The sequence below is a fragment of the Clostridium sp. TJA038 genome (genome assembly GCF_058310255.1).
Window position 1 is genome coordinate 354,184 of record NZ_JBZEFA010000001.1, and the last position, 14,944, is coordinate 369,127.

The window sequence follows — 14,944 nt, forward strand, 5'->3', positions numbered from 1 at the left end:
AGAGGAGGATACTTACAATGCCAAAAATGAAAACTCATAGAGGTGCAGCAAAAAGATTCAAAAAGACAGGAACTGGAAAGTTAAAGAGAGCTCACGCTTTCACTAGCCATATCTTAACAAAGAAAAGTGCTAAGAGAAAAAGAAATTTAAGAAAAACTGGTTATGTTTCAACTGCACAAGAAAAAGCAATGAAGAAATTATTACCATATCTATAAGATAAAACACGGAGTAGGAGGTCTAGAAAATGGCAAGAGTTAAGAGAGCGGTAAATGCTCGTAAAAATCATAAAAAAGTTTTAAAACTTGCAAAAGGATACTATGGTGGAAAAAGCAAGTTATTTAAAACAGCTAACGAATCAGTAATAAGAGCATTAAGAAATGCTTACGTTGGAAGAAGATTAAAGAAGAGAGACTACAGAAGATTATGGATAGCTAGAATAAATGCAGCTACAAGAATGAATGGTCTTTCATATTCAAGATTTATGAACGGAATGAAATTAGCTGGTGTTGATATAAACAGAAAAATGCTTTCAGAAATAGCTATAAATGATCCAAAAGCATTTGCTGATTTAGTTGAATTAGCTAAAAAGCACTTAAACGCTTAATACCAGATGCGAGTTTATCTCGCATTTTTTTTATATATTATTTATATTTTATAAGTTTAATTTTATTCAGATTTTTCTGAATAAAATTAAACTTATTTGTAATTACAATAAAATAAGTTTTTAATAAATAGACTTTACATATATAAATTAAAAATAAGATATAATAAAATTAAAGGAAAATATAATATTAGTTTTAGTTGGGGGTTTAATTATGTATATTAAACTGACAAAAAAAATAAAGTTTAGTGCTGTTCAAATTTTAGCCTTAGGATTTTCTATGGTTATTTTGCTAGGTACTATAATTTTAAGTCTTCCAATATCCTCTAAAAGTGGTGAGTTTACACCTTTTTTAGATAGTTTATTTACTTCAACTTCTGCTGTTTGTGTTACAGGATTAATAACTTTAAATACAGCAGAACATTGGAATTTGTTTGGAAAAACTGTAATAATAATCTTAATACAAATAGGTGGTCTTGGATTTATGTCCTTTACAACCTTGTTTGCCTTAATGGTTAAGAAAAAAATAACCTTAAGAGAAAGACTTCTTATACAAGAAGCCATGAATACTTTTGGAATACAAGGTTTAGTTAAGATGATAAGATACATCTTAGTTTTTACCTTTTCAGTAGAGATGTTAGGTGCTTTATTATTAGCAACTCAGTTTATACCACAGTTTGGTATGATAAAGGGAATATATTATAGTATTTGGCACTCAATATCTGCTTTTTGTAATGCGGGGTTTGATTTATTTGGAGATAATTTAGTTGGCTTTGCAAACAACAAAACTGTAATGCTAACAATTTCAGCTCTAATAATAATTGGTGGTTTAGGATTTACCGTTTGGTCAGAATTATATAACTTTAAAGGGTATAAAAAGTTATCATTACATTCTAAAGTTGTAATTATGATAACAGCTATTCTTTTAATAGGTGGAGCTATACTTATGTTTATATTTGAGTATAATAATCCAAATACCTTAAAGTACATGAGTTTTGGAGATAAGGTAACTAATGCTTTCTTTGCATCAGTTACAACTAGAACTGCAGGATTTAATTCTGTATCAACTGCAGATATGACTTTAGCTGGAAAGTTTTTAACTATATTGCTAATGTTTATAGGTGGTTCCCCAGGGTCAACAGCAGGGGGAATTAAAACAGCAACTTTTGGTATAGTTGTTCTAACTTTAATATCTATAGTAAGGGGAAGAGAAGATACTGAAGTATTTAAAAAGAGAATATCAAAGGAATTAGTTTATAAAGCTTTTGCAGTACTTTTTATAGGATTTGGTATAGTTGTAGTAGGCACCTTGGTCTTAGCAGTAACAGAACCAGGTTTTTCATTGGAATATATTCTTTATGAAGTTACCTCTGCTTTTGCTACAGTTGGTTTAACTCTTGGATTAACTCCATATCTTTCAGCAATAGGAAAGATAATAATAATAATAACTATGTATTTAGGAAGAGTTGGTCCTATGACTGTTGTTTTAGCTTTAGCTAACAGAAAGAAACCATGTGCTTATAAGTACCCAGAAGATAAAATATTAATAGGATAAATAAGTTAGGAGTGTAGAACTTATGTCAAGTAAACAATTTGTTGTTATAGGATTAGGAAGATTTGGAGCCTCTGTTGCTAAAACTTTATATGCCTTAGGCCATGATGTATTAGCTATTGATTCAAATGAGGATTTAGTTCAAGAAATATCAGATAGTGTAACTCATGCTATTCAGATGGACGCTACAGATGAGAATGCCTTAAGAACTATAGGCTTAAGAAATTTTGAGGTAGCTGTAGTTACAATAGGTGCTAATATACAAGCTAGTGTAATGGCAACCTTACTTGTAAAGGAAATGGGAATAAAATATATAATTGCTAAGGGTAATAGTGATTTGCATGCGAAGGTTTTATATAAGATAGGTGCAGATAGAGTAATATTACCTGAGAAAGATATGGGAGTTAGAGTTGCTCATAATTTAGTTTCCTCAAGCATTTTAGATTATATAGAGTTATCTCCAGATTATTCTATAATTGAAATAGAAAGTCCAAGAGATTGGCACGGAAAATCTATGAAAGAATTAAGCTTAAGAAGTAAATATGGAATAAACGTTATGGCTATTAAAAGAAATAACGAAGTTAATATATCACCAGATGCAGATGATGTAATACAGCAAAATGACATAGTTGTTGCTATAGGCTCTGCAGAGGATTTAACTAAATTAGAAGGAAAGATATTTAGACGTTAATATCTTTTTAAAGAAAGGATTATTTGCTTTGTTAGAAATTGAAAGTAAAAATAACAATCTATTTAAAGAAATAAGAAAGTTAAAAGAAAAGAAACATAGAGTAAAAAGCAATAAATATCTTATTGAAGGATTAAGGTTTGTAGAGGAAGCTATAAAAAGTAATGTATCTATAGATTCCATAATTTTTACAGAAGCCTTTAAAGAAAAAAATGAAAAGTTTTTTTTAGGTCTTAATAAAGATATAAAGCTTATACAAATGAATGAAACTCTTTTAAAGCAGTTATGTTCAACAGAAAATCCACAGGGAATTTTAGCTATTATAAATATGCAAAATAAAAAGTTAAAAAGTGGAGATTTAGTAGTTCTAGTTGATAAGGTTCAAGACCCAGGAAATATGGGAACTATAATAAGAACGGCTCATGCAGCTGGAGCAAGTGGAATTGTAATGACTAAGGGAACTGTTGATATTTATAATGATAAAACTTTAAGGTCAACAATGGGTTCAATATTTTATATTCCAATTGTTCAAGATGATTCCTTAGATTTTATAAAAGGATTAAAAAGAGATGGGTATAAACTTGTTGTAAGTTCACTTCAAGGTAAAAATAATTTTTTTGAAGAAAATCTTAAAGGCAAGGTAATAATTGCTGTAGGAAATGAAGGAAATGGTGTAAGTAATGAAGTTTATGACATTTCAGATATAAAGGTTAAAATACCTATGCCTGGTGAAGCTGAATCTTTAAATGTAGCTGTTGCAACTTCTATAATGATATATGAAAAGATAAGACAATCATTTAAATAAAATTTTTAAGTTGTATTTTAAAAAAACTTGCAATGTTATTTTAATAATCTTTAGATTTTTAAATAGTATTTGCAAGTTTTTTTATTTTATTTTTAAATTTCTCTTTTGTAAATATCTTTAATATAAAATAATAAATACCTTGATTATAAAGTGTATTATAGGTATAATAGACCTTGAATTAAATATGTAAAAACATTGATAGAGAGAGTAGGTATAGAAATTTCTTTTCAGGGAAAAAGTGTCACAGACTGAAAGCACTTTTAGAAAACTATATTGAAGTTCACTCTGGAGTTCTAACTGTGAAATTAGAGTAGTAGTTAGCGGCATTGTCGTTATTTAAAATTAAGTGAGTGTTATATTTAGCACTAATTAGGGTGGTACCACGGATAGTATACCCCGTCCCTTATTTTTAGGGACGGGGTTTATTTTATTTTAATTTAATTAAGTCAATAATATAAATAAATTAATTAATAGATATTAGGGTTCTAAGAGCTTTAAGATAAAATTTAATATATTTATTACAAAAAAGAAAGGAGAATAAAAATGCAAGATAAGTTAAATCAAATTAAAGAGTTAGCTTTAGTTGAAATTAAAGAAGCTAAAGATAGCAATACTATTGATACAATAAGAGTTAAATATCTTGGTAAAAAAGGAGAGCTTACAAGTATATTAAGAGGAATGGGAGCTCTATCTAAAGAGGAAAGACCAGTAGTTGGTAAGTTAGCTAATGAAGTAAGAGAGGTTTTAGAAGCTGAATTAGAAGCTATAACAAAGGCAGTTAAGGAAGCTGAAAAGCAAGAAAAACTTAAAAATGAAGTAATAGATATTTCAATGCCAGGAAAGAAACAGACAATAGGAAAAAAACATCCTTTAGAGCAAACTTTAGATGAAATGAAAAAAATATTTGTTTCAATGGGATTTGCTATAGAAGATGGTCCAGAAGTTGAAAAAGATTATTATAATTTTGAGGCTTTAAATATTCCTAAAAATCATCCAGCTAGAAGTGAACAAGATACATTCTACATAAATGATAATGTGGTTTTAAGAACTCAAACATCACCAGTTCAAGCTAGAGTAATGGAAAATCAAAAACCACCAATAAAAATGATTTCACCAGGTAAGGTTTTTAGATCAGATGCTGTTGATGCTACTCATTCACCAATATTTTATCAAATGGAAGGTCTTGTTATAGATAAAGATATAACTTTTGCAGACCTTAAGGGAACTTTAGAGTTATTTGCAAAGAAAATGTTTGGAGATAAGGTAAAAACTAAGTTTAGACCACATCATTTCCCATTTACTGAGCCTTCAGCAGAAATGGATGCAACATGTTTTGTATGTAACGGAAAAGGATGTAAAGTATGTAAGGGTGAAGGTTGGATAGAAATATTAGGCTGTGGTATGGTTCACCCTCAAGTTTTAAGAAATTGTGGAATAGACCCAGAGGTTTATAGTGGATTTGCTTTTGGTTTCGGTGTAGATAGAATGGTTATGCTTAAATATGGAATAGATGATATAAGATTACTATATGAAAGTGATATGAGATTTTTAAATCAATTCTAGTTTTAAAATAGGAGGTAAAAAAGATGAAAGTACCATTTAATTGGCTTAAAGATTACGTTGATGTAGATATGACAGCAGAAGAGTTAGGCGATGCTTTAACTTTATCAGGTTCAAAGGTAGAAGAGGTCTTAACTGCTGGTGCAGAAATAGAAAATATTGTTACATGTCAAATAGATAAAATAGAACCACATAAAGATGCAGAAAAACTTAAGGTTTGTCAAGTAAATATAGGTTCAGAAATAATTCAAATAGTAACAGCTGCAGATAATATGAAAGAAAATGATAAAGTTCCTGTAGCTTTACATGGAGCAGTTTTAGCTGATGGAAGTAAAATAAAAAAAGGTAAATTAAGAGGAGAAGTTTCAAATGGAATGTTCTGTTCAGAAGAAGAATTAGGTCTTGCTGATGGAAAAGAAGTTATTGGTCTTATGATTTTACCAGAGGATGCTCCAATTGGTGTTTGTATAAAAGAATACTTAGGTCTTAATAAACAAGTTTTAGATTTTGAAATAACTTCAAATAGACCAGATTGTTTAAGTATAGTAGGTATGGCTAGAGAAACAGCTGCTACAACAAGAAAAACTTATAAAATGCCAAATACTAAATTTGAAGTTAAGTGTAATAAAAATATAAATGATGAAATAGAAGTTACAGTTAAGGATGAGCTTTGTAATAGATATATGGCTAGAGGAGTTAAGAATGTAAGGGTAGCTCCATCACCAACTTGGATGCAAGAAAGATTATTAGATGCTGGTGTTAGACCTATAAATAATATAGTAGACATTACTAACTTTGTTATGTTAGAACTTGGTCAACCAATGCATGCTTTTGATAGAAGAGAACTAAAATCTTCTAACATAGTAGTTGAAAGAGCTAAAGATGGAGAAAAGTTCATAACTTTAGATGAAATAGAAAGAGAATTAAACAAAGATGTTCTTTGCATAAAAGATGGAGAAGAAATAGTTGCTTTAGCAGGAATAATGGGTGGATTAAACTCAGGTGTTAAAGATGACACAACAGAGATTATTTTTGAATCAGCTAATTTTGATGGAACTAATATAAGAGTTAATTCTAAAAATTTAGGCTTAAGAACTGAAAGTTCTTCAAGATTTGAAAAAGATATAGATCCAAATTTAGCAACCTTAGCTTTAGATAGAGCTTGTGCTTTAGTTGAAGAGCTAGGATGTGGAGAAGTTATGGAAGGAACTATAGATGTTTACAATAATGTAAAGGAAGAAGAAACATTAAAGGTAAGCGCTAAGTGGATAAATAAATTTTTAGGAACTTCATTAGAAGCTGAAGAAATGAAAAGATGTTTAGATAGCTTAGATTTAAAAACAACTATAAAGGGAGACGAGTTAGAAATAGTTGTTCCTACTTTTAGAATAGATGTTCATATAAGAGAAGATATCGCAGAAGAGGTAGCAAGAATTTATGGATATAATAATATTCCAGCTACTTTAATATCAACTAGTACAGAAAAAGAAGCTAAGGATAAAAAGCAATTATTAGATGAAAAAGTTATAGATACAATGTTAGCTTCAGGATTAAACCAATCTATAAGTTATTCTTTTGTAAGTCCAAAGGTATTTGATAAAATATGCTTACCAGAGAATAGTACTCTTAGAGAGGTTGTTAAAATAAAAAATCCATTAGGAGAAGATTATAGTGTTATGAGAACTTCAACACTTCCTTCAATGATGGAATCTTTAGCTAGAAACTATTCAAGAAGTAATGAAATAGTTAGATTATTTGAAATAGGTAAAATTTATATTCCAAATAAAGATGAAAATGAATTACCAACTGAAAAAAATATATTAACAATTGGTATGTATGGTGAATGTGATTACTTTGATTTAAAAGGAGTAGTTGAAAATTTACTAGATGCTTTAGGACTTAAGAGCGCATCCTTTAAGAGAATGAGTGAAAACACAAGTTATCATCCAGGAAAAACAGCTGAATTAGTACTAGGTAAAACTTCTTTAGGAATATTAGGAGAAATACATCCAGATGTTAATGAAAATTATGGAATAGATGTTCCTTGTTATGTAGCTGAATTAGATTTAGATGCTATGTATAAATTCTCAAAAACAGAAAAAGCTTATAAACCATTACCTAAGTATCCAGCAATAACAAGAGATATAGCTTTACTTGTTGAAGACTCAGTTCTAGTTCAAGAAATTGAAGATGCTATAAGAAAAGCTGGTGGTCAAGTGGTTGAAAAGGTTGAATTATTTGATGTTTATAAAGGTGCTCAAATACCTGAAGGTAAGAAGAGTATTGCTTATGCCATAGCATATAGAGACCCAAGCAAAACTTTAAAAGATAAAGATATAAACAAAGTTCATGATAAGATTTTAAGAGCTTTAGAATATAAATTAGGTGCTCAATTAAGAGAGCAATAATAGTTTTAAATATGTTATGTATATGATAAAATGTACATAACATATTTTTTATTATGGAAGTAAGAGGTGTTTAAGAAAGTATGGCGACTGTTACGGTAACAATAAATGGAGTTGAATATAATTTAAAAGGCCATGAAGACGGAGAATATTTAAAAAAAGTAGCTGAATACGTAGAAGAAAAAACACAGGAAATGGCATCTAAAAATAATAAGTTAAGTGCTTTAGGAGTTTTGTCATTATCTGCATTAAACATAGCCGATGAATTATTTAAAGGAAATGAAGAATATAATCAACTTATAGATTATTATGAAAAAGTAAAAGGTGAGCTAGATAAAGCAAAAAAAGAAATTGAAAAGCTTGAAAATCTTCAAGGAGAAAGTATTACCTTAAAGGAAACTTTGGACAAACTAACTGTAGAGAAAGATTCTCTAGAGAAGGCTTTTAATGAATTAAAGATAAAAAAAGAAGAACTTGAGAAAAAAGAAGAGGAAAATGAAAAGATTCTTACTACCTTAAAAGAAGAAAACTTAGTTTTAAAGGAAGATTTCAAAAATAGCAAAGCTCAGTTTGAAGAAAGATTTAAAAGTGAAAAGGATAAGATTTCAACTTTAAGTGAAGAAAATGAACTTTTTAAACGAGATGCTGCTTTATCTCAAGAGGAGATAATTAACTTAAAAAAAGAACTAGATATATTAAGAAATGAAAATAAGTCCTTAAATTTAGAAAATGAGAAGAATTTAAAGGAACTTAAAACTTTAAAAGAAGAACTTAAGGAGTTTAAAGGTACTAATTTAAATTTAAATAATGATTTAAACTCTTTAAAAGAGAGAGAAAAAAAGTTAAAAGAAGAACTTAATATATTAAAGAGCAAAAAAGGTAATTTAGAAAGAGATATTAAATCCTTTAAAGAAAAAAATAATAGTTTAAATGAACTAAATGAAAAGATTAAAAAAGATTTAGAGAATTTAAATGGAGAAATGGATTTATTAAAGGAAAAGAATAATATAAATAAGGCAGAAAAAGAAAAGCTTATATTAGAGGAAAGAAATTTAAAATTAAAGTTAAAAGAGTTAGAAGAAAACTTTTCAAATTTAAATAAAGAAAAAGATAAGATTAAAGAAGACTCAGAAATCTTAAATAAGGAAAAAAGCTGGATAAAAGATGAAAATAATAGTTTAAGAGAACAAATTATACTTTTAGAAGAAAATCTTCAATTAGCTTTAGAAGAGAAGGATACTTTAGGAAAGAAAATTTCAGAAGAAAGAGAGAAGGAATTAAAATCTCTTAAAGAAGAAAGCGAAACTTTAAAAAAAGAAATGGACATCCTAGAAGAGGAAGCTAAGAAAATCAAAAAAGAAAAAGACCTTTTATTAGAAAATAATAAAGAGCTTAGACGTAATTGGCAGACAGCTAAGTACAAGCTTTTAGATTTAGAACAAAAGTACTTAGATGCTCAAGTTAAGCTTGCAGCTACAAAAAAACCTGATAATGTTCTTTTAAAGAAGAAGAAAAAGTAAAATAAATACTGTAAGGAATTTATTAAAATTTCTTACAGTATTTTTTACTGCAATTTTAAAATTTTATAAGTTACTTTCAATTAAAATTCTATTTTTAAAATAGCAGGGAACTAATTTTGTTTTTTCTAAGAATTTAGGGATTTTTTCAAAGTTTCTTCCTATATGTTCTATTTTATGAGAATCAGAACCAAGAGTTATATATTTTCCACCAAGTTCTCTATAATAAGTATATATATCTACAAGATTTTTAAAGGAAGTTTCATTATCTAGACGAGTTGTATTAAGTTCAAGAACTTTATTTTTCTTTATTAAAGTTTTAAAAATTGCTTTAAATTTATCTTTAAAATCTTCAAGAGTCATTTCTTTATCTTCATAAGAACTATACCTACAAGGATAATCTATATGTCCTAAGGTATCAAAAATATCATAAAATTCTATGCACTTAAGCATATTATCAAAATATTCATTATAAACAATATCTTTAGGTCTTTTATCTTCTTTTAAAAATCTAGAAAGAGTAACTCCATTTATAGCATGTATAGAACCTATTATCATATCAAATTTATCTTTGTATTTTTCATAAAAAGAAAAATTTTCTTCTATATTATTCATTGCAAGACCAAGTTCTATGCCCTGTTGCATATTATTTCCTCTATATTTTTTATATTCATTTAAATAACCTAAAATATCAAGTTTTGAAAATTGAGGATGAGTTTTTAAATTATAATCTAAATGCTCTGTAGTTATTATTCCTAAGTTATTTTCTTTAGCTTTTTCTAAAATATCCTTAATTTTTAACATAGAATCAGCTGAAAATTCTGTGTGTATATGAAAATCGTAAAGCATTTTTAACCTCCATATTAATTTATTTCAATTTAATTTTATCATAACTTATAAAATAGTATCAAAATTAAATTTCTTTAAAAGTTTTTAATTAAAAGAGAAAGGGAGAGATGTGGAATTGTATTGTGTAATTGTGTATAATACAAAGTATTGAATAAATTAACTAAGTAAGAAACTTAGTTAAATTTTAGGAGAGATGAATTTTATGGAAAGAATAGAATTACTAGCACCAGCAGGAAGTATGGAAAGTTTAATTGCTGCTATAAATAAAGGTGCAGATGCTATATATTTAGGAGGAAGCAAATTTTCAGCAAGGGCATATGCTTCTAACTTTGATAATGAAACTATGGAAAAAGCTGTAGATTATGCACATACTTATGGAGTTAAAGTTTATGTTACAGTAAATACTTTAATTAAGGAAAATGAGTTTCAAGAAGCAATTGATTACATAGGAGTTTTATACAAAATAGGAGTAGATGCTTTAATTATACAGGATGTAGGGCTATGCCAAAAAATAAAGGAAGTTTATCCTGATTTTGAACTACATGCATCAACTCAAATGAGCATACATAATGGTGAAGGAGCACTTTTCTTTAGAGAAAACGGATTTTTTAGAATAGTTTTATCAAGAGAACTTACTTTAGAAGAAATTAAATATATTTCTAAAGATTTAGGAATAGAAACTGAAATATTTGTTCATGGTGCCTTATGTGTTTGCTATTCAGGACAATGTTTAATGAGTAGTTTAATAGGAGGAAGAAGTGGGAATAGAGGAAGATGTGCGCAAAGTTGTAGATTGCCCTATACCTTAATTAGAGAAAAGGACAATAAGGAAACTAAAGGATTTCTTTTAAGTCCTAAAGATATTTGTACTATTGAAAATGTAGAGGATTTAATAAAAACAGGAACAAGTTCTTTAAAGGTTGAAGGAAGAATGAAAAGACCTGAATATGTTGCAGGAGTTATAGAATCTTATAGAGAAGCTATAGATAATACCTATAAGCATATTAAAAAATCACAGGAAGGTAATAAACTAAAACTTAAGAAGCTATTTAATAGAGAAGGTTTTTCAACTGCATATATGTATAAAAATGTTGGAAAGGATATGATGGCTTTTAAAACACCAAGGAATACAGGAGTTTTACTTGGTGAGGTTTTAAAAAATGGAGAGATTCTTTTATTAGATGACCTTTCCTTAAAGGATGGTATAAGAACTAATGATGATGGGTTTACAGTAAGCAAGATACTTATAAAAAATACTGAAGTTGCAGAGGCTAAAAAGGGAGATAAGGTAAAAATATTCCCTAAAAAGTACAAAATCAATGATAAGCTTTATAAAACTTCTGATACTAAACTTTTAAATGAATTAAAAACTGCTTATGAGAATCCTTACGAAAGAAAAATAAGTTTAAAAGCTTATATGAAATTTAAAGTTAATGAACCTATGGAACTTACAGTTTGTTATAAAGGAAATTATTTCACAAAAACTGGTGATATGGTTCAAAAAGCTGTAAATAGACCTATGGATAAGGAAAAAGTTGAAAAGAATTTAAAAAAATCTGGGGATATTCCTTATGAAATAGGAGAAATAGAATATGTAACTTTTGAAGATGGTTTTGCACCAGTTTCTTCTATAAATAATTTAAGAAGAGAAGTTTTAGAGGAAATAAGAAATTTTGAAATTAAAAAATATAAAAGAGTTATAAAAGAACAAAAGAATATAAATTTAGCAGAGAAAAGGGGTGAAATGCCAAATATTTTAATTACTGTAAATACAAAAGAGCAGTTAGAAGCAGTAATTGAATGTGGTATTCATCATATTGCCTTAGATATCTTTGGTAAAAATAAAGGGCAACTTAATAATGGAATTTTAAAGGAATTAGAAGGTAGAGAGCTTAATTTCTATTTAAAAATTCCTACAATAATTAAAGAAGAATTTGAAATTATAAGTAACATTATAGATAAAAATCTTAATTTAATATCAGGATTAGTTACAGCTAATACAGGAATAATAAATAGATTTAAGGATAAAACAAATATTATAGGAGATTATAAACTTAACATTTTTAATTCTTATGGAATAAGATTTTATAATAAACATATTATGGGAAGTTGTTTAAGTCTAGAATTAAATAAAAAAGAGTTAAATAAAATGTTAAAGAAATACTCAAAGGGAGCTCAAATATTTATTTATGGAAGACCAGAGGTTATGGTTAGTGAATACTGTCCTATAGGAAGTACCTTTGGAGGTAAATGTGCATCAAAAAATTGTGATAATCAATGTGTAGATAGTACATTTGTCTTAAGAGATAGAATGAATCAAGATTTTGTTATAAGAACTGATGTATTTTGTAGGTCTCATATATACAATACAGTACCAGTTAATTTACTTAATGAAATTGAGGAAATAAAAGCTTTAGGAGTAAATTCCTTTAGGTTAGACTTTATAGATGAAAATTATGATGAGGTAAAAAATGTTATTGAAGCTCTAAATAATAAAGAAGCTTTAAGATTAAAAGATTATACTAAAGGTCACTTTAAAAGAGGCGTTGAGTAAAGGGGATTAAAGTATGAATGATAGAGTTTTAAAAGTTTTAGAATTTAATAAAATTAAAGAGTTAGTTAAAAAGTATGCTATTACAAAATCAGCAAAGGAAATGGTTTTAGACCTTAAGCCATATAATTCTTTCTATGATGTAAAAGAACATTTAGAAGAAACAAAGGAAGCCTTAGATATTTTAATGAGAAAAGGGAATCCACCCTTTGAAGGTCTTTATGATGTAAAAGAGGCTATAACAAGAGCAGAAAAAGGTGGAGTTTTAAGTATAGAAGGATTATTAAGAATAGGAAGTATGTTAGCTGTAACAAGAAAGCTTTCTGAATTTTTAGCTAGAAAAGAAGAAGAAGAAGAACATAGAATACTAGAAGGTATGAAAGATGGTCTTGTAGTTTTAAGAGGAGTAGAAAGTGCTATATCAAAGGCTATAGTAAGTGAAGAGGAAATAGCAGATAATGCAAGTGATAAATTATATAGCATAAGAAGAAGTTTAAAGGAAAAAAATTCTTCTATAAGGGATAAAGTTAATTCTATAGTAAGAAGTAATGCACAATATCTTCAAGATTCTTTATATACCGTTAGAGGAGATAGATATGTTATTCCTGTAAAAGCTGAATACAAATCTCAAGTTCCAGGACTTGTTCATGACCAAAGCTCAACAGGAGCTACACTTTTTATAGAGCCTACAGCTTTAGTAAATTTAAATAATGAAATAAAGGAGCTTATGCTAAAGGAAAGAGCTGAAATTGAAAGGATTTTAGCAGAATTATCTTCTTTAGTTTATAAAAACATTGATGTAATAAAGGTTGACTTTAACATAATAGTTGAATTAGATTTTATATTTGCAAAAGCTAAATATGGAAGTGATTTAGGTGGAACGATTCCGATAGTAAATGAAAAGGGAGTAATAGATTTAATAGATGCTAGACATCCATTAATTCCAAGAGATAAGGTTGTTTCTTCAGATATTTATTTAGGAAGAGAATTTTCAACTTTACTTATTACAGGACCAAATACAGGAGGTAAAACAGTAACCTTAAAAACTACAGGGCTTATTGAACTTATGGGATTAAGTGGCCTTTTAATACCTGCTAGTGAAAATTCAAGTATAAGTTTTTTTGAAGAAATATTTGCAGATATAGGAGATGAGCAAAGTATAGAACAAAGCTTGTCAACTTTTTCTTCTCATATGACTAATATAGTTAAAATAATGGATAAGGCAAATAGTAAAAGCTTAGTTCTTTTTGATGAATTAGGTGCAGGAACAGACCCAACAGAAGGTGCAGCCCTTGCTATTTCAATTTTAGAAAATTTAAGACATAGAGGTTGTAAAATAATGTCTACAACTCACTATAGTGAGTTAAAAGCTTATGCATTAAAAACTGAAAATGTTGAAAATGCTTCTGTTGAATTTAATGTTGAAACTTTAAGACCAACTTATAGGCTTTTAATAGGAGTTCCTGGTAAATCAAATGCTTTTGAGATTTCAAGAAGATTAGGTCTTAAAGATAATGTTATAGAGGAAGCTAAAAAGGTTATTTCTACTGAATCTTTACAATTTGAAGATTTAATACAATCACTTCAAGAAAAGAGTATAAAAGCTGAAAATGATGCTAGAGAGGCTGCAATATTAAAAAATGATGCAGAAAAATATAAAAATAGATATAAAGAAAAGTTTGAAAGAATTGAGAGTGTAAGAGATAATGTTTATGCAGATGCTAGAAGAGAAGCAAAGCAAATTTTAGATTCTGCTAAGGAAGAAGCAGATGCTATTTTGAAAAACATGAGAGATTTAGAAAGAATGGGTATATCTAGTGATGCAAGAAGAAAACTTGAGGCTGAGAGAGGAAAGTTAAGAGATAAAATAAGTGATGCAGAAGCTAGACTTCAAAAGAAAAAAGAAGAGAAAAAAGGAGAAGAACTTAAAAAGATTGAAATTGGAATGGAGGCCTTATTACCTTCAATAAATCAAAAAGTTATAGTTCTTTCAAAGCCAGATAATAAAGGTGAAGTTCAAGTTCAAGCTGGAATTATGAAAATAAATGTTAAGGCTAAGGACTTAAGAGTAGCTAAGGAAACTAAAGAAGAAAGAAAAATTAAAAAAAGAGAAGCAAGATTAAATTTAAGACAGGTAGATTCTTCTATAGATTTAAGAGGGATGGACTCAGAGGAAGCTTGTTATACAGCAGATAAGTATTTAGATGATGCTTATGTTGCAGGAAGAGGAGAAGTAACCTTAGTTCACGGAAAAGGAACTGGAGTTTTAAGAAAAGCTATAAATGATATGCTTAAAAAACACCCTCATGTTAAATCTCATAGATTAGGTGAATATGGAGAAGGTGGAACAGGAGTTACTGTTGTTATATTAAAATAAATTTTATTATAAAAAGTTAATTTAAAATATTATTATATT

At 28.1% G+C, this 14,944-nt stretch carries 11 protein-coding genes and 1 other annotated feature; of the genes, 10 read left to right on the forward strand and 1 reads right to left on the reverse strand.

Annotated elements, in window-relative coordinates; translation table 11 throughout:
- The first annotated feature begins 17 nt into the window (after positions 1-17).
- From rpmI to AC4FQV_RS01710, 8 genes are all read left to right on the forward strand, one after another.
- Positions 18-215 (forward strand): 50S ribosomal protein L35, encoded by a 198-nt coding sequence (gene rpmI / locus AC4FQV_RS01675; RefSeq protein ID WP_003451643.1) that lies wholly within the window; start codon positions 18-20, stop codon positions 213-215.
- Between the two features lie 29 nt (positions 216-244).
- Positions 245-604: a 50S ribosomal protein L20 gene (gene rplT, locus AC4FQV_RS01680; RefSeq protein WP_003451332.1), complete on the forward strand. Its 360-nt coding sequence runs from the start codon at positions 245-247 to the stop codon at positions 602-604.
- A gap of 211 nt (positions 605-815) precedes the next feature.
- Complete coding sequence (locus AC4FQV_RS01685) at positions 816-2,156, forward strand: TrkH family potassium uptake protein (protein ID WP_491164032.1); 1,341 nt, start codon at positions 816-818, stop codon at positions 2,154-2,156.
- A 22-nt stretch (positions 2,157-2,178) separates the two neighbouring features.
- Positions 2,179-2,844 carry a potassium channel family protein gene (locus AC4FQV_RS01690; protein WP_491164036.1) on the forward strand — a complete coding sequence of 222 codons (666 nt, stop codon included), beginning with the start codon at positions 2,179-2,181 and terminating at the stop codon, positions 2,842-2,844.
- A gap of 28 nt (positions 2,845-2,872) precedes the next feature.
- Entirely contained in the window at positions 2,873-3,646 is a 774-nt protein-coding gene (locus tag AC4FQV_RS01695) for a TrmH family RNA methyltransferase (RefSeq protein WP_491139198.1), read from the forward strand.
- Positions 3,647-3,832: 186 nt separating this feature from the next.
- Positions 3,833-4,053: a binding site (T-box leader), on the forward strand.
- 136 nt (positions 4,054-4,189) lie between these two features.
- A complete protein-coding gene (gene pheS / locus AC4FQV_RS01700; RefSeq protein WP_491139197.1) occupies positions 4,190-5,209 on the forward strand; it encodes a phenylalanine--tRNA ligase subunit alpha in 1,020 nt (339 codons plus the stop codon).
- A 23-nt stretch (positions 5,210-5,232) separates the two neighbouring features.
- A complete protein-coding gene (gene pheT, locus AC4FQV_RS01705; protein ID WP_491164040.1) occupies positions 5,233-7,614 on the forward strand; it encodes a phenylalanine--tRNA ligase subunit beta in 2,382 nt (793 codons plus the stop codon).
- An 80-nt stretch (positions 7,615-7,694) separates the two neighbouring features.
- Positions 7,695-9,131 (forward strand): cell division protein ZapA, encoded by a 1,437-nt coding sequence (locus AC4FQV_RS01710; RefSeq protein WP_491164042.1) that lies wholly within the window; start codon positions 7,695-7,697, stop codon positions 9,129-9,131.
- Positions 9,132-9,194: 63 nt separating this feature from the next.
- Here AC4FQV_RS01710 and AC4FQV_RS01715 read toward each other — a convergent pair whose 3' ends face one another.
- Positions 9,195-9,977: a histidinol phosphate phosphatase gene (locus tag AC4FQV_RS01715; RefSeq protein WP_491164046.1), complete on the reverse strand. Its 783-nt coding sequence runs from the start codon at positions 9,975-9,977 to the stop codon at positions 9,195-9,197.
- Between the two features lie 202 nt (positions 9,978-10,179).
- Between AC4FQV_RS01715 and AC4FQV_RS01720 the strand changes: the two genes are divergently transcribed.
- Both AC4FQV_RS01720 and AC4FQV_RS01725 read left to right on the forward strand, forming a co-directional pair.
- Complete coding sequence (locus AC4FQV_RS01720; RefSeq protein WP_491164049.1) at positions 10,180-12,531, forward strand: U32 family peptidase; 2,352 nt, start codon at positions 10,180-10,182, stop codon at positions 12,529-12,531.
- Positions 12,532-12,544: 13 nt separating this feature from the next.
- Positions 12,545-14,905 carry an endonuclease MutS2 gene (locus tag AC4FQV_RS01725; protein ID WP_491139192.1) on the forward strand — a complete coding sequence of 787 codons (2,361 nt, stop codon included), beginning with the start codon at positions 12,545-12,547 and terminating at the stop codon, positions 14,903-14,905.
- Positions 14,906-14,944 lie beyond the last annotated feature (39 nt).